The sequence below is a fragment of the Novosphingobium sp. FW305-C-30-35 genome (assembly GCF_058783135.1).
The window spans coordinates 766967-791172 of sequence record NZ_JBYSYJ010000001.1 but is presented as its reverse complement, the minus strand read 5'-3'; the positions used below and the strand labels follow the sequence as shown (position 1 = coordinate 791172).

General features: G+C 63.9%; 19 protein-coding genes, 1 tRNA gene and 1 riboswitch. Of the genes, 8 read left to right on the top strand and 12 right to left on the bottom strand.

The genetic code is table 11. The features are described from left to right. Window positions 1-216: 216 nt before the first annotated feature. The 5 genes from sucD to AC3WLM_RS03840 form a co-directional block, all read right to left on the bottom strand. Window positions 217-1101, bottom strand: coding sequence for a succinate--CoA ligase subunit alpha (gene sucD, locus AC3WLM_RS03860; protein WP_062343955.1), 885 nt, complete (start codon window positions 1099-1101; stop codon window positions 217-219). Window positions 1102-1113: 12 nt separating this feature from the next. Beyond that, window positions 1114-1650 carry a hypothetical protein gene (locus AC3WLM_RS03855; RefSeq protein ID WP_492476655.1) on the bottom strand — a complete coding sequence of 179 codons (537 nt, stop codon included), beginning with the start codon at window positions 1648-1650 and terminating at the stop codon, window positions 1114-1116. Window positions 1651-1653: 3 nt separating this feature from the next. Continuing rightward, window positions 1654-2616, bottom strand: a complete 963-nt coding sequence (mdh, locus tag AC3WLM_RS03850; RefSeq protein WP_039337385.1) for a malate dehydrogenase — start codon at window positions 2614-2616, stop codon at window positions 1654-1656. 326 nt (window positions 2617-2942) lie between these two features. Next, a complete protein-coding gene (locus AC3WLM_RS03845) occupies window positions 2943-3242 on the bottom strand; it encodes a hypothetical protein (protein ID WP_492476654.1) in 300 nt (99 codons plus the stop codon). A 258-nt stretch (window positions 3243-3500) separates the two neighbouring features. Further along, entirely contained in the window at window positions 3501-4673 is a 1173-nt protein-coding gene (locus AC3WLM_RS03840; RefSeq protein WP_492476653.1) for a cell wall hydrolase, read from the bottom strand. Between the two features lie 355 nt (window positions 4674-5028). Further along, window positions 5029-5229: riboswitch (cobalamin riboswitch) on the top strand. Window positions 5230-5298: 69 nt separating this feature from the next. Between AC3WLM_RS03840 and AC3WLM_RS03835 the strand changes: the two genes are divergently transcribed. From AC3WLM_RS03835 to AC3WLM_RS03820, 4 genes are all read left to right on the top strand, one after another. Further along, entirely contained in the window at window positions 5299-7230 is a 1932-nt protein-coding gene (locus AC3WLM_RS03835; protein ID WP_492476652.1) for a TonB-dependent receptor plug domain-containing protein, read from the top strand. Between the two features lie 167 nt (window positions 7231-7397). Then, window positions 7398-8282, top strand: coding sequence for an ABC transporter substrate-binding protein (locus AC3WLM_RS03830; RefSeq protein ID WP_492476651.1), 885 nt, complete (start codon window positions 7398-7400; stop codon window positions 8280-8282). Continuing rightward, complete coding sequence (locus tag AC3WLM_RS03825) at window positions 8279-9241, top strand: FecCD family ABC transporter permease (RefSeq protein WP_039337390.1); 963 nt, start codon at window positions 8279-8281, stop codon at window positions 9239-9241. Before AC3WLM_RS03830 ends, AC3WLM_RS03825 begins: the two co-directional genes overlap by 4 nt. After that, window positions 9241-9972, top strand: a complete 732-nt coding sequence (locus AC3WLM_RS03820) for an ABC transporter ATP-binding protein (RefSeq protein ID WP_492478089.1) — start codon at window positions 9241-9243, stop codon at window positions 9970-9972. The genes AC3WLM_RS03825 and AC3WLM_RS03820 overlap by 1 nt, the downstream gene beginning before the upstream one ends. Window positions 9973-9978: 6 nt before the next feature. On the opposite strand, the gene AC3WLM_RS03815 is transcribed toward AC3WLM_RS03820, so the two are convergent. Then, complete coding sequence (locus AC3WLM_RS03815) at window positions 9979-10194, bottom strand: hypothetical protein (RefSeq protein WP_039337394.1); 216 nt, start codon at window positions 10192-10194, stop codon at window positions 9979-9981. Window positions 10195-10457: 263 nt separating this feature from the next. Here AC3WLM_RS03815 and AC3WLM_RS03810 point away from each other — a divergent pair, with 263 nt between their 5' ends. Both AC3WLM_RS03810 and AC3WLM_RS03805 read left to right on the top strand, forming a co-directional pair. Next, on the top strand, window positions 10458-11354 hold the full coding sequence (locus AC3WLM_RS03810) for a HupA family protein (RefSeq protein ID WP_492476650.1): 897 nt from the start codon (window positions 10458-10460) through the stop codon (window positions 11352-11354). Between the two features lie 292 nt (window positions 11355-11646). Continuing rightward, the gene (locus AC3WLM_RS03805; RefSeq protein WP_492476649.1) at window positions 11647-13350 is read left to right on the top strand and encodes a transferrin-binding protein-like solute binding protein; all 1704 of its coding nucleotides are present in this window, start codon (window positions 11647-11649) and stop codon (window positions 13348-13350) included. Window positions 13351-13371: 21 nt separating this feature from the next. Here AC3WLM_RS03805 and AC3WLM_RS03800 read toward each other — a convergent pair whose 3' ends face one another. Further along, window positions 13372-13743: a hypothetical protein gene (locus AC3WLM_RS03800; RefSeq protein ID WP_492476648.1), complete on the bottom strand. Its 372-nt coding sequence runs from the start codon at window positions 13741-13743 to the stop codon at window positions 13372-13374. A 240-nt stretch (window positions 13744-13983) separates the two neighbouring features. Here AC3WLM_RS03800 and uvrA point away from each other — a divergent pair, with 240 nt between their 5' ends. After that, on the top strand, window positions 13984-16902 hold the full coding sequence (uvrA, locus tag AC3WLM_RS03795; RefSeq protein WP_492476647.1) for an excinuclease ABC subunit UvrA: 2919 nt from the start codon (window positions 13984-13986) through the stop codon (window positions 16900-16902). Between the two features lie 419 nt (window positions 16903-17321). Here uvrA and AC3WLM_RS03790 read toward each other — a convergent pair whose 3' ends face one another. Next, window positions 17322-18902: a GmrSD restriction endonuclease domain-containing protein gene (locus AC3WLM_RS03790; RefSeq protein WP_492476646.1), complete on the bottom strand. Its 1581-nt coding sequence runs from the start codon at window positions 18900-18902 to the stop codon at window positions 17322-17324. A 652-nt stretch (window positions 18903-19554) separates the two neighbouring features. Between AC3WLM_RS03790 and AC3WLM_RS03785 the strand changes: the two genes are divergently transcribed. After that, on the top strand, window positions 19555-19935 hold the full coding sequence (locus AC3WLM_RS03785) for a hypothetical protein (protein ID WP_492476645.1): 381 nt from the start codon (window positions 19555-19557) through the stop codon (window positions 19933-19935). Between the two features lie 418 nt (window positions 19936-20353). On the opposite strand, the gene AC3WLM_RS03780 is transcribed toward AC3WLM_RS03785, so the two are convergent. The 4 genes from AC3WLM_RS03780 to AC3WLM_RS03765 form a co-directional block, all read right to left on the bottom strand. After that, window positions 20354-22237, bottom strand: a complete 1884-nt coding sequence (locus AC3WLM_RS03780; protein WP_492476644.1) for an ABC-F family ATP-binding cassette domain-containing protein — start codon at window positions 22235-22237, stop codon at window positions 20354-20356. A gap of 116 nt (window positions 22238-22353) precedes the next feature. Next, window positions 22354-23178: a hypothetical protein gene (locus AC3WLM_RS03775; protein ID WP_193826937.1), complete on the bottom strand. Its 825-nt coding sequence runs from the start codon at window positions 23176-23178 to the stop codon at window positions 22354-22356. Then, a complete protein-coding gene (locus AC3WLM_RS03770; protein ID WP_492478088.1) occupies window positions 23175-23867 on the bottom strand; it encodes an SIMPL domain-containing protein in 693 nt (230 codons plus the stop codon). The genes AC3WLM_RS03775 and AC3WLM_RS03770 overlap by 4 nt, the downstream gene beginning before the upstream one ends. Before the next feature lie 228 nt (window positions 23868-24095). Next, window positions 24096-24172, bottom strand: a tRNA-Ile gene (locus AC3WLM_RS03765). Between the last annotated feature and the right edge of the window lie 34 nt (window positions 24173-24206).

Sequence of the window (24206 nt, the reverse complement as noted above, 5' to 3'; positions counted from 1 at the left end):
CAACTCCTGGTCCCCCCGGGGAGGTTGGGGGCTTCGGACTTCTTCCGCTCCACTGATCGTGGAGCCGACCCTTCCGGCGCTCGCCTCGAAAGACTTGCGCAAAAATCCATAACTGCGGCAGGCCGCATCCGTTGCGGTGGCCTACCCTAAGATCTTCAAGCATCCGCCCGGTGGCACCTTACGCAAGGTAACCTATCCGGGCGGTAGCTTTTGGCCTCAGCCCTTCAGCACCTCGGCCAGCGTCTCGCCCAGCAGCGAGGGTGAGGCCGAGACCTTGATGCCGGCGGCTTCCATGGCCGCGATCTTGCTTTCAGCGTCGCCCTTGCCGCCCGAGACGATGGCGCCGGCGTGGCCCATGCGGCGGCCCGGAGGTGCGGTGCGGCCCGCGATGAAGCCGGCCATCGGCTTCTTGCGGCCACGTTTGGCCTCGTCGATCAGGAACTGCGCGGCCTGCTCCTCGGCATCGCCGCCGATCTCGCCGATCATGATGATCGACTTGGTGGCTTCGTCCGCGAGGAACAGTTCGAGCACGTCGATGAAGTTGGTGCCGTTGACCGGGTCGCCGCCGATGCCGACAGCGGTGGTCTGGCCAAGGCCGATGGCCGAGGTCTGGAACACCGCCTCATAGGTGAGCGTGCCCGAGCGCGAGACCACGCCGACCGAGCCTTCCTTGAAGATCGAGCCGGGCATGATGCCGATCTTGCACTGGTTGGGCGTCAGCACGCCGGGGCAGTTCGGACCGATCAGGCGGCTCTTCGAACCCGACAGCGCGCGCTTGACCTTGACCATGTCGAGCACGGGCACGCCCTCGGTGATCGCCACGATCAGCTCCATCTCGGCGTCGATCGCCTCGAGGATGGCGTCGGCGCAGCCCGAAGGCGGCACGTAGACGCACGAAGCGGTCGCACCGGTGACGGCCTTGGCCTCAGCCACGGTATCGAACTGCGGCAGGCCGATGTGGGTCGTGCCGCCCTTGCCGGGAGTCACGCCGCCAACCATCTGCGTGCCGTAATCAAGCGCTGCCTGCGTATGGAAGCTGCCGGTCTTGCCGGTCATCCCCTGCGTGATGACCTTGGTGTTCTTGTCGACGAGAATGCTCATGCTTTCGCCACCTTAAACTGTTGTCGATGGAATAATATAGGTCAGCGTCAAGTCAGTTTTGTAGCTTGAACCTACAGTCGAAATTTCGAGAACATACTTGTCTTGAATCGTCATCATGCGCTGCCCCGAGTCATCGTGCCACTCCTGACCTAGTTGCCTTGCAACGTACGATTCCAAAGTATCATATGCTTTCGTTGAAAATAGCGACGTTGAAACTCTGCAAAACAATACTTTATTTGTCAGAGATTCAGCTACTCCATCCTCGAAAACTGGGCTTATCGATGTTCCAAATGTAACATCGACAGTATTTCTGGAAAATCTAATCTGATTGCCGTCTTTGCTTGTCCAAGATTGTGCGAAACCCTGTCCTTCCAGAAATGCTCGTATGGTGGATGGTTTCTCGATGTTCTCCTCGCACAACCTGACAAGCGAGAAAATTTCGGCATTCTTGTCTGGGGAATGTTGAACTCCTGCTGGCAGACTAATTTGATCGCCAAGCACTGGCGAGCTAGCCATTAAAGCAGCCATCATTCCCCAGACTACGCTCATGGCTCAAGCCAGCGAGCTATCGATGCCCTTGCAGGCTTCCAGCAGTTCCTTGACCGCGTCGACCGAGACCTGGAGGTTCGACTTGGCTTCGTCGTCCAGCTCGATCTCGATCACCTGCTCAACGCCGTTCGCGCCGATCAGCACCGGCACGCCAACGTAGAGGCCGTCAACGCCGTACTGGCCATCGACGTAGGCAGCGCAGGGCAGGATGCGCTTCTGGTCGTTGAGGTAGGCTTCGGCCATGGCGATGCCCGAGGCGGCCGGTGCGTAGAACGCCGAGCCGGTCTTGAGCAGGCCGACGATCTCGCCGCCGCCCGAACGGGTGCGCTGCACGATCGCGTCGATCTTTTCCTGGGTGGACAGGCCCATCTTGACGAGGTCGGGCACCGGAATGCCGTTGACCGTCGAGTACTGGGTGACGGGCACCATGGTGTCGCCGTGGCCACCGAGCACGAACGTGTTCACGTCGCGGATCGAGACGCCGAATTCCCAGGCGAGGAACGTGCTGAAGCGCGCCGAGTCGAGCACGCCGGCCATGCCGACGACCTTGTTGTGCGGCAGGCCGGAGAATTCGCGCAGCGCCCAGACCATCGCGTCGAGCGGGTTGGTGATGCAGATGACGAAAGCGTCGGGCGCGTTGTCACGGATGCCTTCGCCAACAGCCTTCATCACCTTGAGGTTGATGCCGAGCAGGTCGTCGCGGCTCATGCCCGGCTTGCGGGCAACACCGGCGGTCACGATGATCACGTCGGCGCCGGCAATGTCGGCATAGTCGTTGGTGCCGGTGATCTTGGCGTCGAAGCCTTCGACCGGGCCGCACTGCGAAAGGTCGAGCGCCTTGCCCTGCGGCACGCCTTCGACCACGTCGAACAGGACGATGTCACCCAGTTCCTTCTGGGCGGCGAGGTGGGCCAGCGTGCCCCCGATATTGCCTGCGCCGATAAGCGCGATCTTCTTGCGTGCCATGCTCTACGGTCCTTTCCCGTTCGCGGGGACAAGCATACAAATGCCAGCAGAGCTTTCGCCCAGGTCCCTCCCGTGCCCCGCGAGACAGGAAGGTTCTGGCAGAATGAATCGGGCCCTAGGCCTGCGCGCACACGAATGCAACCGCGAAAACCCGCTATATCCGGGGTTTTTGTGATATCAGTTCGCAATAGCAAAAGGTCTGTTTCCGAGGTGTTGCGCAACCCCGCAACGCAAGGTTGGGGCGCAAACTATCCGACCAGCAAAAAGCCCCGGCGTCTCCACCGGGGCTCCATTTTGTTTTTCCTCTCCCCAAACTCTTGCGCGGATCAGCTGCGCTTGCGCTTCAGGAAGTCGCGCGCCATCCGCCGGTCGAGCGTTGCACAGACCTCGACCCAGAATTCCACCCGGCTTGGTTCGCCACTGCGCTCGGCGATCACCGCGGCATCGCGCGCACGCGCTGCTGCTGCAAATCCGTGCGCGGCAAACATGCGGAGCGCGGTGTCCAGCGCCTCGTCGTGGCACTGAGATCCCGTACCATTGTCGTTTATCGCCCGCAGGTGTCGCGCCTGGATCCGTCGCGAAAGACAGGGGGAAATGATGCCGTAACGGGGCGCAAATCGCAGCATGGTGCCTCAACTCTCTGACGGCGCCGGGGACAATCGGTGCCGTTCTCCACGACCCCGCCCTAGACCCACCTGCGCTAAGAGTGTGTGTGACGACACGGTAAAGGAACGAATAACCATCCGTCCTGAAACGGTTTTGCGACGAGCGGAATGGAACAGGTCTGCGCAATCCCGAACCCGCTCGTCCTGAGCCTGTCGAAGGACGCAGGCGCAGCATCAGATGTCTCCACAAGCTCAGCATGAGCGGACTTCACCGTCTGCTCAAGCCCCCGGCTGCGCGATCCACTTGTTGGCGTTCTCGTATCCCGGCAGCACGGACCCGCTTCCCGAAACCGGCGCGCTGGTCGCGCCCGCCTTCACCCCCGGCAGCACCTGCGGGCGGACGAGGTTCTGCTGCGCCGCAGCTTGCGGAACCGCCGCCACTGGAGCAACTGTCGCGGCAGCACCCGGCGCCACGATCCGTCCTTCCTCGAACGCCTTCTCCAGCGCCAGCGGATCGGCGATGTCCACGGGAGAGGGCGTCCATGTGCGCGGATGCGGCGCGGCAATCGGCTCGCCGCCGAGATAGCGCGCGGTGAACGCCGCCGGACGCCCCGCTGCCCCTGCCCAGCGATAGAAGCGATGCGCCCCGATAGTGCCGATGAACGAAAGGCTCGGCGCCCAGTAGGGATGCACCGCCGTCGTATGATAATGCGTCGCCAGTCCCACCGGCGCATAGACATAGCCGGCCAAGGCATCGGCCGCCACGCGTCGCGCCCGGTCCCAGAACGCCTTCATCGGCTTCCTTGCCAGCGAGCCATCGCACGCGAACGAGAACTGGCAGCCCGGCCGCTCCGACCCTTGGTAGACTACGCCGCACACCGTGTTCGGCCATGCCGGATGCGCCACGCGGTTGAGCACCACTTGCGCCACCGCGCGTTGCCCGCCGTCAGGCTCGCTCGCCGCCTCATAATAGATTGCTGCGGTCAGGCACTGCAGAGCCCGCCAGCGGTCCTCGCTCGACCCGGCCGCCGACACCGGACGGGCCGAGAGGATCTCGGCATCCGAATGGCTCTGGTCCCATTTCGCCTGCGCTTCTGTCGGCGCGATCAGCCCGCTGTCGCTGGTGTCGAGCCAGTAGAACGCCGAGCCCGGAAAGCTGTCACCCCCGCGCTCGAACGGTTGAAGTCCCGCCATCTGCGCGCGCGCGACAGCCGCTTGAACGCCGCCCGGTTCGCCCCACCCGGTCGGCCCGAGCAGCAGACCCAGCACGCCGAACATCGCCACGCCGCCCAGCCGCTGCCGCATCAGCGAAGGCGCGCGCAAGGCGTTGCGGATCGAGCGCATATCCCGGCGCCGGATCCGCGCCGCAAAATCGCGCGGACGCTGCTCGCCATAAGCCGTCGCTGCCACGCCGGGCAGTTCGATCGGGCGATAGGCAAGCTCGAGAGGCATGGGGCTGGGCTGAATCCTGAAAATCCTCAATTGCGCTAACCTTTTGCGCCCCCTCGCGCACGGCCGCATTTCCCGCTGTCCCGATGCGGCACAAGCTCCTGCGATCCGGTTAACTGGCGAGCCCACGGCCTGGCGCTCAAATCGGAAAACCTCACGCAAAGACGCGAAGACGCAAAGGGGTCGTGCGCTGCCGCAGGCAATGCTCTTGGATAATCGCCGCAGGAGGTGATGGCTGTCCTATCGAACCTGCGCGGCATCTTCGCGTCTTTGCGGCTTCGCGTGAGAATGAATTGGGCAGCAAACCTGCCCCGAAGTACGTAGTTCCTCTTGCAGCGCAGCAAAGTTCCCGCTAGTTCCCCGCGCCGACGCCAACGGTGCCCGGTAACACGGGCTAAGAGGGAAGCCGGTTCCAATCCGGCGCTGCCCCCGCAACTGTAACCGGAGAGCGCGCTGTCCAGTGATGCCACTGGTGCCGGATTCGATCCCCGGTACTGGGAAGGCGGGCAGCGGGCGATGACCCGGGAGCCAGGAAACCTGCCGATGGTAGTCGTTCCGCGGCCGGGCGGGGTGTACCGGGCGCACGCGACGAGGCGCGCCAGATTCATGGCCCAGCGCACCTCTCGCCATGGACGGCATCAACCGTTCGTGGCCGGAGTTGCGTCCTGTGAAGAAGTACCTGCTTTCCGTTTCTGCCCTTACCCTTGCGACGCCTGCGCTTGCCCAAGGTACGGACGACGTCGTCGTGGCTGACTACAAGATCGACCCGGCAACCATCACCGTCATTGCCACCGGCAGCGAAACCCCGCTCAGCAAGACCGGCCAGCCCGTCACCGTCATCACCGCCGACGAAATCCAGTCGATCCAGGGCCCCGACATCACCCGCGTCCTCGAACGCGTCCCCGGCCTGACAATTACCCGCAACGGCGGCCCCGGCAGCTTCACCGGCGTGCGTCTGCGCGGCTCGGATGCCGAGCAGGTCCTCGTCCTCGTCGATGGCGTCCGCATTGAAGACGTCTCGGCCCCCTCGGGCGGCTTTGACTTCGGTACGCTGACCCCCGGCGGCGTCGAGCGCATCGACGTTCTCCGAGGCTCCAACTCGATCGTCTGGGGCTCGGCTGCCATCGGCGGCGTGATCGCGGTCCAGTCGCGCGATCTCAACGGCATCGAAACCAGCGCCGAACTGGGCGCGAACGACAGCTACCTTGCCGATGCTGCAGCCGGTCTGTCGTCAGACTTCGGCGCGCTCACCCTCAACGGCGGCTACAGCCGCAGCGATGGCGTCTCGGCCGCAGCGGTCGGCACCGAGCCCGATGGCTTCCGCCAGTGGCGCGTCGGGGGAAGGGGCCGCGTGAACCTGTCGCAAGACCTCGCGATCGTCGCCACTGCCCGCTACGCCGACACCCGCACCGACATCGACGGTTTCGGCCCGCCGACCTACCTCGTGTTCGGCGATACCCCCGAATACCAGACCACCCGCCAAGCCTCGGGCCGCATCGGACTGCGCTACACCGGCAGCAATCTCACGCTGAACGCCGGCTTCGCGATCTCGGATACCAAGCGCGACTACTACGACCCGACCTTCGGCACGGATCCGTCCTACGGCTACAAGGGCCGCTCGGAGCGCGTTGACCTGACGGGCCGAGTCAACCTGCCTGCCGATTTCACGCTCGATTTCGGCGGTGACAGCGAATGGACGCGCTTCTCGAGCACTTTCGATGCACAGGCCAAGGCCAACCTTACCTCGGGCCACGCCCTGCTTGGCTGGAGCAGCGATCGCGCCAGCCTCGCCGCCGGTGTCCGCATTGACGATCACAGCCGGTTCGGCACGGCCTGGACCTTCGGTGCTAACGGCGCGTTCGAGCTGGTCGATAACCTCCGCCTGCGCGCCAGCTATGGCGAGGGCTTCAAGGCCCCGACGCTCTACCAGCTGCTTTCAAACTATGGCAACGCCGCGCTCAACCCCGAACGCAGCAAGAGCTACGACGCCGGCCTCGAATGGGGCGCGCCCTATGGCAAGCTTCACGCCGCGGTCACGGTCTTCCGCCGCGATAGCCGCAACCTGATCACCTTCGTCTCCTGCGCCAGCCTCAACGCCTGTGCCACGCGTCCTTTCGGCCTCTACGACAACGTCGGCCTTGCCCGCGCACAGGGCGTCGAAGCCGAACTCGGCGCGCGTCCTACCGACGCGCTCCACCTGCAGGCCGCATACACCTACCTCGAAACCGAGAACCGCACGCGCGGCACCGCCAACTTCGGAAAGGACCTCGCGCGCCGTCCTGCCCACGCGCTGACCCTCTCGAGCGACTGGACATCTCCCCTCGCAGGCCTCACCCTCGGTGCCGACTTGCGCCTCGTCGGAGACAGCTTTGACAACGCGTCGAACACCCGCCGCCTCGATGGCTACGCGTTGACCACCGTGCGCGCCAGCTTCCCCCTGACCGAGAAGGTGGAACTCTACGGCCGTGTCGAGAACGTGTTCGACGTGAACTACCAGACCGTCGCCGACTACGGCACCTGGGGCCGCTCTGCCTACATCGGCATCCGCGCGAAGTACTGATGGCACTGCCGACGCCCTGCAACAAAACCTTGCGTCCCCGCGAAGGCGGGGACCTCGGTGTTGTTACGGAACATCGGCGTAAACCGACTAAGGCCCCCGCCTTCGCGGGGGCGCAACAAGATCCTGGACGCATCCACCCCGTCCTCTCCAGAGGATGGGGCCGGGGAGTGGTCTTGCTCGCAGCGTCCCTTACCGCCAGCTGCATCCCCCAAGGCAAGGCCACTCCCGAATCCCGCGCGACCGCGCACCCCACCATCGTCAGCCTCAATCCCTGCACCGATGCGATCCTCGCCGAAGTGGCAGATCCGGCGCAGATCCTCGCCATTTCGCACTACAGCAAGGACTCCCGTTCCGCCTCGATGGACGCGCGCCTCGCAAGCATCCTCCCGGCCACGCGCGGCACGGTCGAGGAAGTGCTGGCACTCAAGCCCGATCTCGTGCTCGGCAGCACGTTCATCGATCCCGCCACGGCCAGCGCCTACCAGCGCCTTGGCCTGCGCCTCGAAACCCTCGGCATGGCCAGCACCATCGAGGCCAGCCAGGAGCAGATCCGCCAGATCGCCACGCTCTCCGGCCATCCGGAGCGCGGCGAGGCGCTGATCGCCCGGATCGACGCCGCACTTGCCGCCGCAGCACCGCCAGCCGGAGTGCGCCCTGTCGAGACCGTCGTATGGCAGTCGGGCGGCATGGTCCCCGGTGATGGAACGCTGATCGCCGATCTCCTGCGTCGCACTGGCTACACCAATTTCGCCGCTGCCCGCGGGCTCGGCCAGGCCGACCTGCTCCCGCTCGAAAAGATGCTGGCCGACCCGCCCGAACTGATCCTCGTCGCCGGGCAGAGCGCCGAGACCGGAAAAGGCGACGACCGCGTCCTGTCACATCCCGCGCTGAAGGCGCTCAAGTCCACCCGCCGCGAGCGCCTCGATCCGAAACTCCTCTACTGCGGCGGCCCCACCCTGATCGCCGCCGCGCAAAGGCTGGCGCAAGTCCGCAATTCCTCCCCGGCAGGGGGAGGGGGACCATCGAAGGTGGTGAAGGGGCACTCGCGGTGACCCGCCCCGTCATTTCCCTTTGCGCCGCCCTGGCACTGGCCCTCCCGCTCTCGCTCCTCGCCGGGCAAGTGTGGATCGACCCCTTCGGCGCCCCCGTCCCCAACGCCACTGCGATCCTCATGGAATTGCGCCTGCCCCGCGCGCTTCTTGCCCTGACGCTCGGCGGGGGCCTGGGCGCTGCCGGCGCGGCCATGCAAGGCTACCTGCGCAACCCGCTGGCTGACCCCGGCCTCTTCGGCATCGCCCCGGCTGCAGCGCTCGGCGCGGTCCTCTCGTTCTACACCGGCTACGAAACGCAAGCGCTCACGCTCCCGCTCTTCGCCCTCGTCGGAGCCGCCGGAGCCATGGCCCTGCTTGCCCTGATCGCCGGGCGAAGTGGCGGCATTGCACTGTTCACGCTGGCGGGCATGATGATCGCCAGCCTTGCCGGGGCCATGACCAGCCTTGCCATCAGCCTTTCGCCCAATCCCTTCGCCCTGTCCGAGATCGTCACCTGGCTGATGGGGGCGCTGGCCGATCGCGGCTGGCACGAGGTGCGCCTGGCTGCCCCGCTGACCATCCTCGGCCTCGCTGCGCTGTGGCGCGCCGGCCCCGCGCTCGATGCCCTTGCCTTGGGCGAGGCCGCCGCCCGCTCTCTGGGAGTCGAACCTGCGCGCCTTCTTGGCATCATGATCGTCGCCATCGGCCTGATCGTCGGCAGCGGGGTCGCGGTGGCGGGCATGATCGGTTTTGTCGGCCTGATGGTCCCGCACTTCGTCCGCCCGTTCACCGACCAGCGCCCCTCGGCCACGCTCCTCCCCTCCGCCCTGGCCGGAGCGCTGCTGCTGCTTGTCGCCGATTGCCTGTGCCGCGTCCTTCCGCTGCAAGGAGGCGAGCTGCGCCTCGGCATAGCGCTCAGCCTTGCCGGCGCGCCGTTCTTCCTGCGCCTGCTCCTCAAGCTGCGGCGAGAACTGGCATGATGCTCGAAGCGCTTGGGCTGACCATTCCCCACCGCCTGGAGGGCGTGACCGCGCAACTGCGCGCTGGCGGTGTCACTGCCATTGTCGGTCCCAACGGTGCAGGCAAGTCCACGCTGCTTGCCGCGCTTGCCGGCCTGATCGAGCCCGCAACCGGCACCGTCACCCTGGCCAGCCAGCCGCTGGCGCAGATGCTGCCGCAGGAGCGCGCGCGCCGTATCGGCTATCTTCCGCAATCGGGCGAGGTCGCGTGGAACCTCTCGGTCCGCACGCTCGTCGGAATCGGCCGCCTGCCGCACCGCGCGGGCTCCGCCGAGGATGCCGAAGCCGTGGCTCAGGCCATCGCGACGATGCAGCTCGAACCTCTGGCCGAGCGCCCGCTGTCCACCCTGTCAGGGGGCGAGCGCGCCCGCGCCCTGCTTGCCCGGGTGCTCGCCACGAAGCCGCACTGGATTCTGGCCGACGAACCGCTCGCCGCGCTCGATCTTGCCCACCAGCAGGCCTTGATCCAGCGCCTGCGCGGGCTCGCGGAAGAGGGCAGGGGAGTCGTGCTCGTCGTCCACGATCTCGCCCTGGCGATGAACCATGCCCATCACGTGGCCGTGCTCGACAGGGGCCGCATCGCTGCACAGGGCAAGCCACGCGATGCTCTCTCGCAGGAGGTCATCGCCCGCGTCTGGAATCTCGATGCACGCTGGCTGGGTGAGCCCGGCCACATGGCGCTGGCGATGTAAGAAGTCTTACGCCGCGGTCGGGGCGATCTGGTCGTTTTCGTGACGATGCTCGGTCATCGCGGCGGCAAAGTCGGCTGCGAAATAGGCGGCAAAGCTCTCGCGCACCCGCATCGAGATCGCCGGACGATCCTCGCGCGCGCCAGCGCTGCGGCAGAACAGGCTCTGCGCCGGCGGGTTGCCGGATGCTGCCGGAATTGCTGGCAATGTACGGTCGGCGCTCATGCTTGGTGGCCCTGAAACCCTATCTTTGGTTAGCAGGCCCTAGCAAAGTTTCGTCACGCGCGATTGTATGGTTTCGACAAAGTTACGTAGTTGACCGACGAAATTTCCCCTCAGAGTAGCCATCATGCACCTTTGCGCACGCAAGGATTGTGATGAAAATCACATGCTTGCCCCGTCTTTACGTTCGCGCCCTTACGGGTTTGCCTCTAGTTCTAGTCATCGGGTTGCCCGGTGCGGAGATTCGGGCAGCAACAGAGGGCAACATGATCACGACGCTGCGCAACGCCACCGCCACCCTTTCGCTTGCAACCTTGCTGGCCTCATGCGGCGGTGGCGATGGTGGCGGCGGCATGGCATCCACGCCTCCGCCGGTCACATACAAGACGCTTGCCGAACTGTCCGGCGATCAGACCTTCCAGTCGGGCGGAATTACCGGCGTGCCCGTCGGCCCGGAACTCAGGAACCAAAGCACCCTTGCTTTCGGCCAGGGCGTGGAGATCAGGTATTCGGCCGCGACCGATTCCTACAACCTCAACAACGGCAGTGGCCTAGTTGTCGAATTTGCGCCCGCGCAGGTCGTCAATCGTAACGATACGACCGTCACCTGGCAGAAGCCTGCCGGCAACGGCGCTGTCGATTTTCTTTCAATCTCCAATCCCAGCGTCAACGGCGTGAAGCTCAGCTACGCGCTGTTCGGCAACTGGACGCATTATCAGCCGGGTGCGGACCGATCTTACAGCCTTGTCGGCGGCGTGCCCACCCAGGCCTCTGATGTGCCGCGTAGCGGCAGCGCCACTTATGCGACCCAAGTCGTCGGGCTCGCCGCCAGAAGCGGGCAGGGCTACTACCTGATTGGTGAATCGACCGGCACATTCTCGGCCAATTTCGGCAGCAATTCGGTCAGCACCAGCCTGACGCTCGCGGGCAAGGCACCCAATAGTACCGTGGTCACCTCGTTTGGCAATTTCAACGGCACCGGCACGATCAGCAGTTCCGGCCCGGGCTTCACCGGCACGCTTTCGGGAAGCAACGCTTCGGGCGCCTTCAGTGGTGCATTCTTCGGCCCGCGCGGGATCGAGGCTGGCTACACCTTCTTCCTAAATGGCAGCACTGACACCACGCTCAGCGTTCAGGGCGCTTTGTTCGGCAAGAAGAACTGAGCCCGTTTCTGCTTTCAACAAGGCGCGGGTATCTGCAGGTTGGTGGAGCGGCCCGAATGGGACAGCGCCTTGCAGAAAAGGGCGAAAATCAACCTCTTTGCCCCCTCCGGAAAGCGGGAGGGGTTGGGGTGAGCCTTCCTCGCACGCGGTCCCACGACTAGAAATCTCCAAAACGTGATTAAAATCACACAATTGATCCAAATAGATGTTCGCGATTAACATCGGTTCTGGCTAGTTCTTCCTCCGAATTGGTGTCTGAATACAGGGATTCGGGCCAGCAACGGGGGCAACCGTGAACCGCAAGATTTTCGCCACAACAGCCACGACAACGCTCGCCCTCCTGCTGGCCTCATGCGGCGGTGGTAGTGGCGGCGGTGTGAGCAGCACGCCGACGCCTGTTCCCACTCCGACGCCGACGCCCACGCCGACGCCGACCTCCAGCGCCAACGCGGATCTGATTGCACCGCTGGTAAGCGAGACGTTTGCGACAAGCGCTAGCACCGCAGCTGCGACGTTCGAAAATTCCGGTGGAATCAGTGCTCAAAGCCAGGGCGTTCAGCAGCTGACATTCAAGTACGATGCTTCTGCCGGGACCTATACAGTGTCGACCGCCGGACGCAGCATGACGGCAGGCTCCGCCACGCGTTCCGGGCTTGCGACTTATCAGCAGACCAGTGGTTCAACCTCGCAGGCGCTCACGCTCACCGGTAACTCCAGCGGCACAGCGTCATACGATTACAAGTACGTCGGAGCGGGCTTCTGGCAACGGCAGACCAGGTCGTCGTCCGGCGTCGTCGGGACTTTTGACGCATTTGTATACGGCGTGCCGACAGCATCTGTCCCCAGAACCGGCAAAGGCTATTACCGGTCGGAGGTCCTTGGCGCGCTGACTTCCTCGGGCGAACCTGCGCCGCTGAGTTTCAGAGGCACCGGCATCGTGACTGCGGAACTCGCGACCGGCGGAATAAGCGGCTCGGCAAACATTCAACTCTTCAACGCAGATGGAAGTCGGAAGTCCAACGGTGATCGTGACGGCGTGCTCAGTCTGACCGGACAGGTCGGTGCGTCGGATGCCCGGATCAGCGGGTCAGTCGCACTTGCAGCTTTTGGCACTTATCAAGGGGTGCTCGCGGGCGGCCTGTTTGGTCCGGAGGCCGCGGAGATCGGCCTGTCCTATTCGGGCGTGAACGAGAACGGCTTCGTCATGGCGGGAGCACTGGTCGGACGCAAGGACAGCTCGCTGAACCTTCCGACGTTAGCGGAACTAAGCCAAGCCACAAGCTTCATCGGTGGTTACGACCGCGGATTCTATCTCACAGTGATGCGATACGATCCGGTCGCCAAGACCTACACCATTCCCGGCTCTGTCACCTTCGATGCCGGAGAAGTGGTTCTCGGGCCGCAACAGCGCAGTACTCAGCAGACCGATGCGAACTTCGTGACCTACTCACTTTCCCAGGGGGGCTACGACATCACCGGCAAGGTCTACAAGGTTGGAAGCGAAAACAGCGAAATAGCACTGTCCTACGCAACTTTCACGGAACTGACTTTTGTCCGTCCTGCCACAGGCGTGACTGAGCGACGGAATCTGCTGTGGGGAATAAGAACGGATTCGGCCGTCATGCCAAAGGCAGGCCAGGCCAGTTACAGTGGCATACTGCGCGGCTTTGGCAGCGACAGTGACAAGGCAAGCTATACATTGAGCGGGACGTCAAAACTCTCCGTGAACTTTGCAAACTATCAGATTTCTGGCTCGATGAATCCGACTCTAAGAAACCTTGCCAACGGGCAATTCATCAATCTTGGGGAGCTCGGGATAGCTGCAACGGTAGACGGGACGTCCTTCGTTGGTGGTGTGGGCGGCGGAGATATCCGCGGCCTTTTCTTCGGCCCGCAAGCCGAAGAACTTGGGGCGATTTTCAATATCCGCCAGTACGACGGACTGCGCCAGTATCTGCTTACGGTCGACGGCGTACTGCTTGCCAAGAAGAACTGACGCGTTTGACCATAGGACCCGTCAACGCGCGCAGTATTCGTAGCGCCCCGCACGGCACGCCGCCACCGCGCGGCGCCATTCGGCCATGCGCTGCTCGTAATCGTCCTGGGCCTGGGCATAGGCGCGGTCGGTGTCGCGGCCTCCACGGCCACTGCGGGCGTTGTGCTGGCGCCACGCCGCCCAGTCTTTCGCATAGCGGGCATCGCGCTCGCGCACGCGGGCCAGTTCCTGCTGGTTGAGCTTGCGGATGATCGCCCGGTCGCGTTCGCGCGCGGCCTGCGTGCGCATCTGCGGGTCATGGGGATCGTCGGCCAGCGCCACGCCCGGCAGAGCCACAACCACAAGCGCCAGCGCGCTGCACATCATCCGCACGTTCATTCCAGAGACCCTCATGTTATCGCTGCTTCATCCCGCGGCCGCGGCACCCGCGCAATCCACCTTGCGCCGAACCGTTGGCACCCGGTCGCAGCCACCGTCCCTTTCGTCGCGCGCGGGGATGGGGAAGCGAAACCGTGCCCCCGAAAGCCCATATTGCACTGCAATGGTCCGCTCCCCACATGGCGCTTGCAACCGGGCCGGCACTCGCGTCCGAATCCCTTGCGAAACCCGAACAAATATGGAACACCGCCGCGCATGTCTCTCACTACCATTTCCGTCCGCGGCGCCCGTGAACACAATCTCAAGGGGATCGACGTCGATCTCCCGCGCGATAGCCTGATCGTCATCACCGGCCTCTCGGGCTCGGGCAAGTCGAGCCTCGCGTTCGACACGATCTATGCCGAGGGCCAGCGCCGCTACGTGGAATCGCTCAGCGCCTATGCGCGCCAGTTCCTCGAGATGATGCAGAAGCCCGATGTCGAGCATATCGACGGTCTCTCCCCCGCCATCTCCATCGAGCAGAAGACCACCAGCCGCAACCCGCGCTCGACCGTCGCCACCGTCACCGAGGTCTACGACTACATGCGCCTGCTCTGGGCGCGCATCGGCGTGCCCTACAGCCCCGCCACCGGCGAGCCGATCAGCGCGCAGACCGTCAGCCAGATGGTCGACCGCGTCATGGCTCTGCCCGAAGGCACCCGCGCCTACCTGCTCGCCCCGGTCGTGCGCGGCCGCAAGGGCGAATACCGCCGCGAACTCGCCGAATGGCAGAAGGCCGGCTACACTCGCGTCCGCATCAACGGCGAGATCATGCCGATCGAGGACGCGCCTGCGCTCGACAAGAAGCTCAAGCACGACATCGAGGTGGTGGTTGACCGTATTGCCGTGCGCGACGGCATCCAGACCCGCCTGGCCGACAGCTTCGAACAGGCGCTCAAGCTGGCCGACGGCCTCGCCTACGTCGATCTCGCCGATGGCGTCGTCCCCGGCCGCGAGGAAGAATCGGACGCCAATGGCAAGAAGGGCGCCCAGAAGACGGGAATGAAGAAAACCGGCCTTGCCGCCAACCGCATCGTCTTCTCCGAAAAGTTCGCCTGCCCGGTCAGCGGCTTCACCATCGAGTCCATCGAACCGCGCCTGTTCTCGTTCAACGCCCCGCAGGGCGCGTGCCCCGCCTGCGACGGCCTTGGCGAAAAGCTGCTGTTCGATCCCCAGCTCGTCGTGCCGAACGAGAACCTGTCGCTCAAGCAGGGCGCCGTCGTCCCCTGGGCCAAGAGCAACCCGCCGTCGCCCTATTACATGCAGGTTCTCGCCAGCCTCGCCGCGCATTTCGGCTTCAGCCTCGATACGCCGTGGGACGCGCTCAGCCCCGAGGTCAAGATCGTCATCCTCTATGGCACCGCCGGCAAGGCGGTGCCGCTGACCTTCATCGACGGGAAGAAGAGCTACACCGTCAACAAGGCCTTCGAAGGCGTGATCGGCAACCTCAACCGCCGCATGCTGCAAACCGAAAGCGCCTGGATGCGCGAGGAGCTGGGCAAGTTCCAGACCGCGCAGCCGTGCGAGACCTGCGAAGGCAAGCGCCTGAAGCCCGAGGCGCTGTCGGTCAAGGTCGCCGGGCGCGACATCTCCTCGGTCACCCGCCTCTCGGTCGCCGCCGCGGTCGAATGGTACGCCAATCTCGATAGCCAGCTCACCAGCCAGCAGAGCCAGATCGCCAAGGCCATCCTCAAGGAAATCAACGAGCGTCTCGGCTTCCTCAACAACGTCGGCCTCGATTACCTCAACCTCGATCGCACCTCGGGCACCCTCTCGGGCGGCGAGAGCCAGCGCATCCGCCTCGCCAGCCAGATCGGCTCGGGCCTCTCGGGCGTGCTCTACGTGCTCGACGAACCCTCCATCGGCCTCCACCAGCGCGACAATGACCGCCTCCTCGAAACCCTCAAGCGCCTGCGCGATCTCGGCAACACCGTGATCGTGGTCGAGCATGACGAGGACGCCATCCGTACGGCTGACCATGTCGTCGATCTCGGCCCCGGCGCGGGCGTCCACGGCGGCGAGATCGTCGCGCAGGGCACGCTGGACGATATCCTCAACAACCCCAACAGCCTCACCGGCCAGTACCTCACCGGCGCGCGGAAGATCGAAGTGCCCAAGACCCGCCGCAAGGGCAACGGCCTGTTCATCGGCGTCGAGGGCGCGCGCGCCAACAACCTCCAGAACGTCAGCGCCAGGATCCCCTTGGGCACCTTCACCTGCGTCACCGGCGTCTCCGGCTCGGGCAAGTCGAGCTTTACCATCGACACGCTCCACGCCGTCGCCGCCCGCACGCTCAACGGCGCGCGCGTGATCGCCGGCGCGCACGATCGCGTCACCGGGCTTGAACACTGTGACAAGGTGATCGAGATCGACCAGTCGCCCATCGGCCGCACCCCGCGCTCCAACCCCGCGACGTACACCGGCGCCTTCACCCTGATCCGTGACTGGTTCGCCGGCCTCCCCGAAAGCGCCGCGCGCGGCTACAAGGCCGGCCGCTTCAGCTTCAACGTCAAGGGCGGCCGCTGCGAGAAGTGCCAGGGCGATGGCCTGATCAAGATCGAGATGCACTTCCTGCCCGACGTCTACGTCACGTGCGAGGAGTGTGACGGCAAGCGCTACAACCGCGAAACGCTCGAGGTGAAGTTCAAGGGCCTCTCCATCGCCGACGTGCTCGACATGACGATTGAGGACGCCGAGGAGTTCTTCAAGGCCGTGCCCCCGATCCGGGACCGGATGCACATGCTCAATGAGGTGGGCTTGGGCTACGTCAAGGTCGGCCAGCAGGCGACGACGCTGTCGGGCGGCGAGGCCCAGCGCGTCAAGCTCGCCAAGGAACTCGCCCGCCGCAGCACCGGGCAGACGCTCTACATCCTCGACGAGCCCACCACCGGCCTCCACTTCGAAGACGTGCGCAAGCTGCTCGAAGTCCTCCACCGCCTCGTCGAACAGGGCAACTCGGTCGTCGTGATCGAACACAACCTCGACGTGATCAAGACCGCCGACTGGATCATCGACCTCGGCCCCGAAGGCGGCGTAAGAGGCGGCGAAATCGTCGCCGAAGGCACCCCGGAGCAAGTGGCCAAAAACCCCCGCAGCTTCACCGGCCAATACATGGCCCCCCTGCTGAAGCGCTGACCTAAAAGCCCTGTCCCCTTCAGGGGAGAGGGTTGGGAGAGGGGGCCGCGAAGCGGCTGACGGAGGGGCAATGAGTTCCCCCCGCCCGCTCATCCTGAGCCTGTCGAAGGAGGAGCGGGACCATCCGCAGGTTGGTGGAGGGGCACCCCCGCAACACCACCCCCTCGCAACACAAACCCCGTCACCCTGAACTCGGTTCAGGGTCCATCTCTCCCCACAAGCGGAGGCCCAATCGGCAAAATGGATCCTGAACCGGGTTCAGGATGACGAAGCAAGTGGAAGCCGCCCCACCACCCAAGCCTCGTTCATCCTGAGCCTGTCGAAGGATGCCAGCACAACGCTGCTATCCCGGAAGCGCTTGGGCTAGGCGATCTCGGTGGACGGCCAATTGGGGGCGTAAGTAAGCGCAGGTAAGCCATTTAGTCAATTAGCAGTTTTGCTGCATCACTCAAAGCATTAGCTCTGTCCGTCAGAAAAACACGATAATCATCATTGAATAGGCTATCAGGTATAAAATTTGTCTCGCAGATTAAGCTCAAGTCTTGAGGAAGGCTTTTTCTGTAATTTGAAGGAGCCTTTCCTCCAAGTTCGCGATTTTCGGACCTGTTCAGGAATGCCATATTGGCAAGTGCGCTCTCGCTGGGATTATTCTCTCCTCCAGCCTGACCGCTGTCTGCGAGAAATTTCCGTGGCATTAGATGATGATACTCGTTTCGATTTGCCGGCTTAATTCTTGCGGAAAGGTCAACTGGCTGCCCTGAAATAAGGCTCCGAGGATGTTTACTGGCTAACAATAGGATGAGCGTCTTGCTGTTCACATTTCCTATACCAAAAACATTCTCTAGAAAGAACTTAGGGCCAACATCTACTACTATATTATCGATACTGCTTTCTTTGTTGTCGCGTAGCTTACTCATTTCTTCAATATCGCTTTTTAAGTTGCGCAAAACGCCAGAGCTGTACCTTTTTGAAAACGAGGCTCTCCAAAACCATCTGTTAATTTGCTGCCTATGAGCATCCGGAGTGACAGGTTCTTTTGTGCCTGGCACCGCAAAATAAACACTTAGCGGCACAATAAGGGTGGAAAATGGGAGGTTTGCGACTTTCTCTGCGCGAAAATTTGTCTTAATATAGTCAATAGCATACTTCACGCCGTTCGAAATGCGGTCGAAATTGTCTCGAAGTTCAGCTCCATTTATGTTCATAAGTGCATCCGGTGATGCATCGCCAGTTAGAATGGCAGAACAGCATCGCAAAAGTAAGTTTACGTCGTCACCAATCTCGCCAAAGCCAAACGGTTTCAGATCTTCCGTGAGATCTGAAAATTCTTCTTGTAGTTGAAATTCTTCACTCCATGTCCAAGCTGTTAGAAGCTGAAACGTGTCTAACTCAATTCCCTGGCGGTTGACGCGTTCGAAGATAATAGCAACAGTACTTCTATCTGTTGTGCTCGTCGAATCGTATGGGATCTTAGCTATTTGAAATGTTTCACGGACCTTATCGATTAATTCTGCCCGCGCATCATCTAGTGCACGCACAAGTTTTCCGTAATGAGAAGTGTTAAAAAATGCATTTAGTGGAAAGTGACGATCATTATCAACATCGCCGTCGCTAAGTGCTAAAAAACGCGAATCTTGGGCAGCAGCATCGGATGCCATATCAAAATATATATTGGTCCATCCGATGGAGTTGTCCTGCTCCAGTTCACTCTGAAAAACGCCAAAGAGAGAAGTTATTCTTTGCTGTCCATCGAGAATGTAATCGATTGGATAATCGACTTCAGGATCGGGCAAATGAAAAGGGCCGAGCATCCGATCGCCTTTAAGTTGTTCGCGGGTTCGCCAGAGCAAGAGTGATCCTATCGGGAATTTCCGATGGATGGAGTCCATGAGATAGGCAATTCGCTCGGCGTCCCAGACAAAGCCACGTTGAAACGCAGGGACTCGTAATTGGCCACGTTTAACCTGTTCCAACACTTCAGGAATTGACAGGCTGTCCATAATTTCATCTCACATCAAGCGCGTAGGTTAAGTTGCGGCCGAATCAAGTTTCGGTCTATGTTTGTGCCGAAAATCTGACGATCTCCACTTTTTTATTCGCACTTATCCGCAATGGAAAGGCGTCAGCGCTTCCGTGTGACGGCTTGCTCTTATGCGCCCACAAAACCATTTTCCTACACCTCCCATCCTAGCCTAGAAGTTCCTGTTTTGTTCAAAACGGGAGCCGCCCATGCCGTACGCCGCCGATCCGCATCAGCCTTCCTCCTTCGGGCGCGGGTGGATTCCCGCGAGCCGGGACATCGGGCTGCCTGATGATGCTCTGCCGGCGGTTGGCACGAGGGGGCAGGGGTGGCGCGTCCCCCTCCCGCAGGCGGGAGGGGTTAGGGGTGGGCATTCGCCGGTAGGCGAACATGAGGGCCGTGGGCATTCGCGGGTAGGCGAGGGGGCTTTCGCGTTTAGGGAAGAAGAAGGAAGGGCCCACCCCCGGCCCCTCCCGCTTGCGGGAGGGGAGGAAGAGGGCAGCGTCCTCCCGCGCGCGTCGGCAGAAGCCGCACTCCTCCACCCCAACCAGTTCACGCCCACGCGCATCGCGCTGTTTCTCGAACATCTCAGCCGCCACGGGCAGGTGCGCGCGGCGGCGCAGGTGGCGGGGGTGTCTTCGCAGACGGCCTATGTCCGCCGTCGCCGCGATCCGGCCTTTGCCGCGGCGTGGGACGCGGCGCTGCTCCATGCGCGCGAGGCGGCCGAGCAGGTGCTCGCCGCCCGCGCGCTCCACGGCACAACCGAGACGATCTGGTTCCGGGGCGAGGCGGTGGGCGAGCGGCGGCGCTTCGACGCGCGCCTGCTCCTTGCGCACCTCGCCCGGCTTGATGCCCGCGCAAGCCAGGCGCCCAGGGAAATCCACCACCTCGCCGAGGACTTCGACCGCATGCTGCTTGCTCTGGCCGAGGGCGCCGACGTCGCCGCCGCCACCGGCTTTGCCGACCCGGCGCAGGACCGCTTCTTGAAGGCGTGCGAGAAGCAGGCCGAATAGGACTTCAAGCGCGCCTTCCCCTATCCCGCCGACGACGAGCCCGACGAGGCCTGGGACGACTGGCAGGAAGCCCACGACGCCCACATGGAAAGCGCCCGCCAGCTCGCCCGCGAAAGCTGGTCCGCCGCCCAGAACCGCCGCGAAGCCACGCTCCACGCCCTGTTCGGGGAAGAGGAGGAAGAAGATCAGACCGAAATCAGGGAAGCCTGCTCCCCCGCGCAGGCGGGGGCCTCGGTGTCGTTACGGAACGAACGCGAGAAACCCGAAGCGGTCCGTAAACCGACCGAGGTCCCCGCCTGCGCGGGGACGCCGGAGGAGGAGCGCGGAGAGCAAAGCGCACCTGAACCGTGTAAACCGCGTAAACCCCTCGGGCTGCTGCGGTGCGGAACCTCGCCCTCGGCGCTGCTGTCGGCGGGCCTCAGTTGGCCCCCTCTAGCGCCTCGCCAGCCTCAAGCCACGCCAGCTCCGCTTCCTCCAGCGCCTGCGCAACCTTGCTTCGCCGCTGTGCTAGGTCACCCATGGTGAGCTTGGCGAATTCCGGCGCGGCGCTGCCCGGCTCGAACATCGCGCGGTCGATCTGCGCCAGCTCGGCCTGCAGTTTGGCCACGCGCTTTTCCGCTTCGGTCTGTGCTTTCTGCAGCGCCTTGTACGTCTCGCGCGCCGCGGCCCGCGCCTTGCGGTCCTGCTGCGCGCCGCCCTTGGCTGGCGTGTCGCTGCTGCCGCTCTCGGTCTTGGGCTGGTTGCGGCCGAGGATGAAGTCGATGTAGTCCTCGATGCTGCCGTCGAACGGCTTGGCGGTGCCGCCGTCGACGAGGACCAGGCGGTCGGCCACCAGTTCGGCCATGTGCCGGTCGTGGCTGATCAGGATCACCGCGCCCTTGTAGGCATTCAATGCCTGCACCAGCGCCTCGCGCGCATCGATGTCGAGGTGGTTGGTCGGCTCGTCGAGCACCAGCATGTGCGGCGCGTCGCGGGTGACGAGGGCGAGGGCAAGGCGCGCGCGCTCACCGCCCGACAGCGTGCCGACCTGCGCGGTGGCGCGGTTGCCGGAGAAGCCGAAGCGCCCCAGCTGCGCGCGGACGGCGGCGGGGCTCTTGCCCTCCATCGCCCGCGTCATCAGTTCGAGCGGGGTGCCGCCATCGGCGATCTCCTCGACCTGGTACTGGGTGAAGTAGCCGACCTGCATCTTCCCCGTCGCCGTCATCGTCCCGTCCATCGGCGCGAGCTGCGCGGCGAGCAGACGGGCAAGCGTGGTCTTGCCGTTGCCGTTGCGGCCGAGCAGCGCGATGCGGTCATCCGGGTCGATGCGCAGGTTCAGCCGCTGCAGCACCGGCTTGCCGGGCGCGTAGCCCACGCTGGCAAGATCGAGCGTGATCAGCGGCGGGCGCAGTTCCTCGGGGTCGGGGAAGTCGAAGCTGAGCGAGGGATCTTCGACCACTGCCGCGATCGGCTGCATCTTGGCCAGCATCTTGGCGCGCGATTGCGCCTGCTTGGCGGTCGAGGCGCGGGCGGAGTTGCGGGCGATGTAGTCGCGGAGCCGATCCGCCTGCGCTTCCTGCGCGGCGCGCGCGGCGGCCTGCTGGGCAAGCCGTTCGTTGCGCTGGCGCTCGAAGCTGTCGTACCCGCCGGGATAGAGCGTGAGCTTGCCGGCGTGGAGGTGGACGATGTGGTCGGCCACGTTGTTGAGCAGATCACGCTCGTGGCTGATCAGCAGCAGCGTGCCGGGATAGGCCTTGAGGAAGTTCTCCAGCCACAGCGTCGCTTCAAGGTCGAGGTGGTTCGAGGGCTCGTCGAGCAGCAGCACGTCGGGCGCGGAGAAGAGCAGCGAGGCGAGCGCGACGCGCATCCGCCAGCCGCCGGAGAAGCTGTCGAGCGGGCTGCCTTGCATCGCCTCGTCGAAGCCGAGACCGATCAGGATGCGCGCGGCGCGGGCGTCGGCGCTGTAGGCATCGATGGCGAGCAGGCGATCGTGGACATCGCCGAGGCGATCGGGATCGCTGCAGGTCTCGGCCTCGGCGAGCAGCTGGGTGCGCTCGACATCGGCGGCGAGCACGGTTTCGAACGGCGTGGCGCTGCCTGCGGGGGCTTCCTGTGCGAGGTAGCCAAGGCGAGTGCGGCGAGGCATTTCGATCGCGCCTTCGTCAGGCTCGATCTCGCCGATGATTGCCTTGACCAGCGTGGACTTGCCCGCCCCGTTGCGCCCGACCAGACCGACGCGCGCGCGCGGCGGCACGGCGACTGAGGCGCGGGAAATGATGTCGCGTCCGCCGAGGCGCACGGTGATGCCGTTGATGGTAAGCATGGGGAGAGACAGGCGTCCGGTTGGAAAAGTCAGGGAAAATCGGGCGCGCGAGTCCCTGTCACACTCCCCCGGTGTAGGCAAGCGGAGTTGAAACCCATCAGGCTGTCGTCAGCCGATCAGCGTCGTACCGTGTAGGCATAGGGTATGTAGAGGTAAACCTCCGTATTGCTGACCTGCGCCCAGGCGATGGCGCGATCGAGCCCGGTCACTTCGACGCCGTAACCCGGGCCGTAAGGGCTGGCTGCCTGAAGCGCGCTTCTGGCGATGCGGGCATTGATTTCCTCGCGGTACTGCTCGGGGTTGACGATGGTCAGCGCCATCGTGCCGAGCTGGCGAATTTCGGAGCGGCCCGTGGCGGGGACGGACTGGACGAAGGCCGAAACCTTGCGCTGCGCCTCGTCGATCGTGCCGGTGAGCTTGGCCTTGATCATCAGCCGTGCGGTGGCGGTACTTCCGTCGTCCTCGAAACCGGGCTGGACCTTGCCGTTACCTTCGTCCTCATCGTCGTCTTGACTGTCGTCATCATCCTCGTCATCCGAGGTGGTGGAGGGGCTGGCGAGAGCGGGGAACAGGGCGCGCCAGTTCTCGCGCGTGACTTCCTTAACCTCGAGTTCGCCGGTGACGAGGCTGAGGCCTTCGCGGCTGGCGCGGTCGAGCGCGGCGAGCAGCATGGCCTGCACTTCGCTGCGGCGCATGTCCTCGCTGCGGGAGTCCGAGCCGATCTCGATCCGGCGCACGACGCCGTCGGCGGCGCGGCGCAGGCCGATGGCAGGGCGGCGATCGAGATAGGGCAGGCTGGTCATGACCGAGGGAAGCCGCTCGCTGCGCCGAGTGGCGGTAACGATGACTTCGCCCATGCCCTCATCCTCTTGTGCCGACACCTGCAGGGGCGCAGCGAGCATCGCGAGCGCGACAAGGCGTGACAACGTGCGCTCGATCATGGTGCGGTCCTCCCGTCGGACTGCCTTGGCGTTATTGCGTAGCGGTATGGAATATACAGGAAGACATCGCTGGGGCTTGCCTGGGTCCAGATCACCTGCCCATCCACGCCTGCTACGCTGAACGTGAAGTCCGACCCGAAGATCCCGGCGGTGGTGCGCGCATCCTGGGCGACGAGGGCAAGGATCCTTTCGCGGTACTGGTCGGGATTGTCGACGCTGAGCGAAGTTACCGAAGTCGTCTCGATCGTCGCGCGGCCATTGCCTTTGAGCGAGGCGATGAACACCTTCAGCTTGTCCTGCGTGGCGCGGGACGAACCCTCGAACTTGCCCCTGACCATCAGTTCGACCCTGCTGGTATCCACCCGGCCGGCGGGCAATTGCGGAAGGCTGCGGTAGTTCGCCTTGGTCACGGGTTCGAGCTGCACGGTCCCGGTCACAAGCTGGAAGCCCGACGCGACGGCGCGATCAATGGCGGCGAGCAGAGCTGCGTCGATCTCGCTGCGGCGGGTAGCGGCGTCGCGGGTATCGGAGACAATTGTGAGGTTCATGACCATGCCATCTGCCTGGCGCCGCAAACCGACGACCGGGCGGTCCTTCTGCCAGAAGCGGGCATCGTTGCGGCTGGCGCTGACCAGCACCTCGCCGAGGCCCGCCGACTGCGCAATTGCCGAACTCGCGCCAAGCCCCACGAGCAACGGGACAATCCCCAAAAAGCATTCGCATCAGTGCTGCCCCCTTCAAACAGTTGCCGGGATGGATGCTACGGTGGAGGCCGCGGGCAGCCAAGGCAAATCATCCGCGCGCCTGTGCTGGCAGGGGGTGCAGCCGGCTCACGTGAGGATTCCGTGACAACACCGAGGCCCCGCCTGCGCGGGGGGGGCAGGGTCATTTGTCCGACTCTATCGCTGGGAGGGTGATGGTGGGCCCGGCAGGACTTGAACCCGCGACCTAGCCGTTATGAGCGGCCAGCTCTAACCAACTGAGCTACAGGCCCATCGCTGATCCCGCTAGCGGCGCAGTCGCGGCTT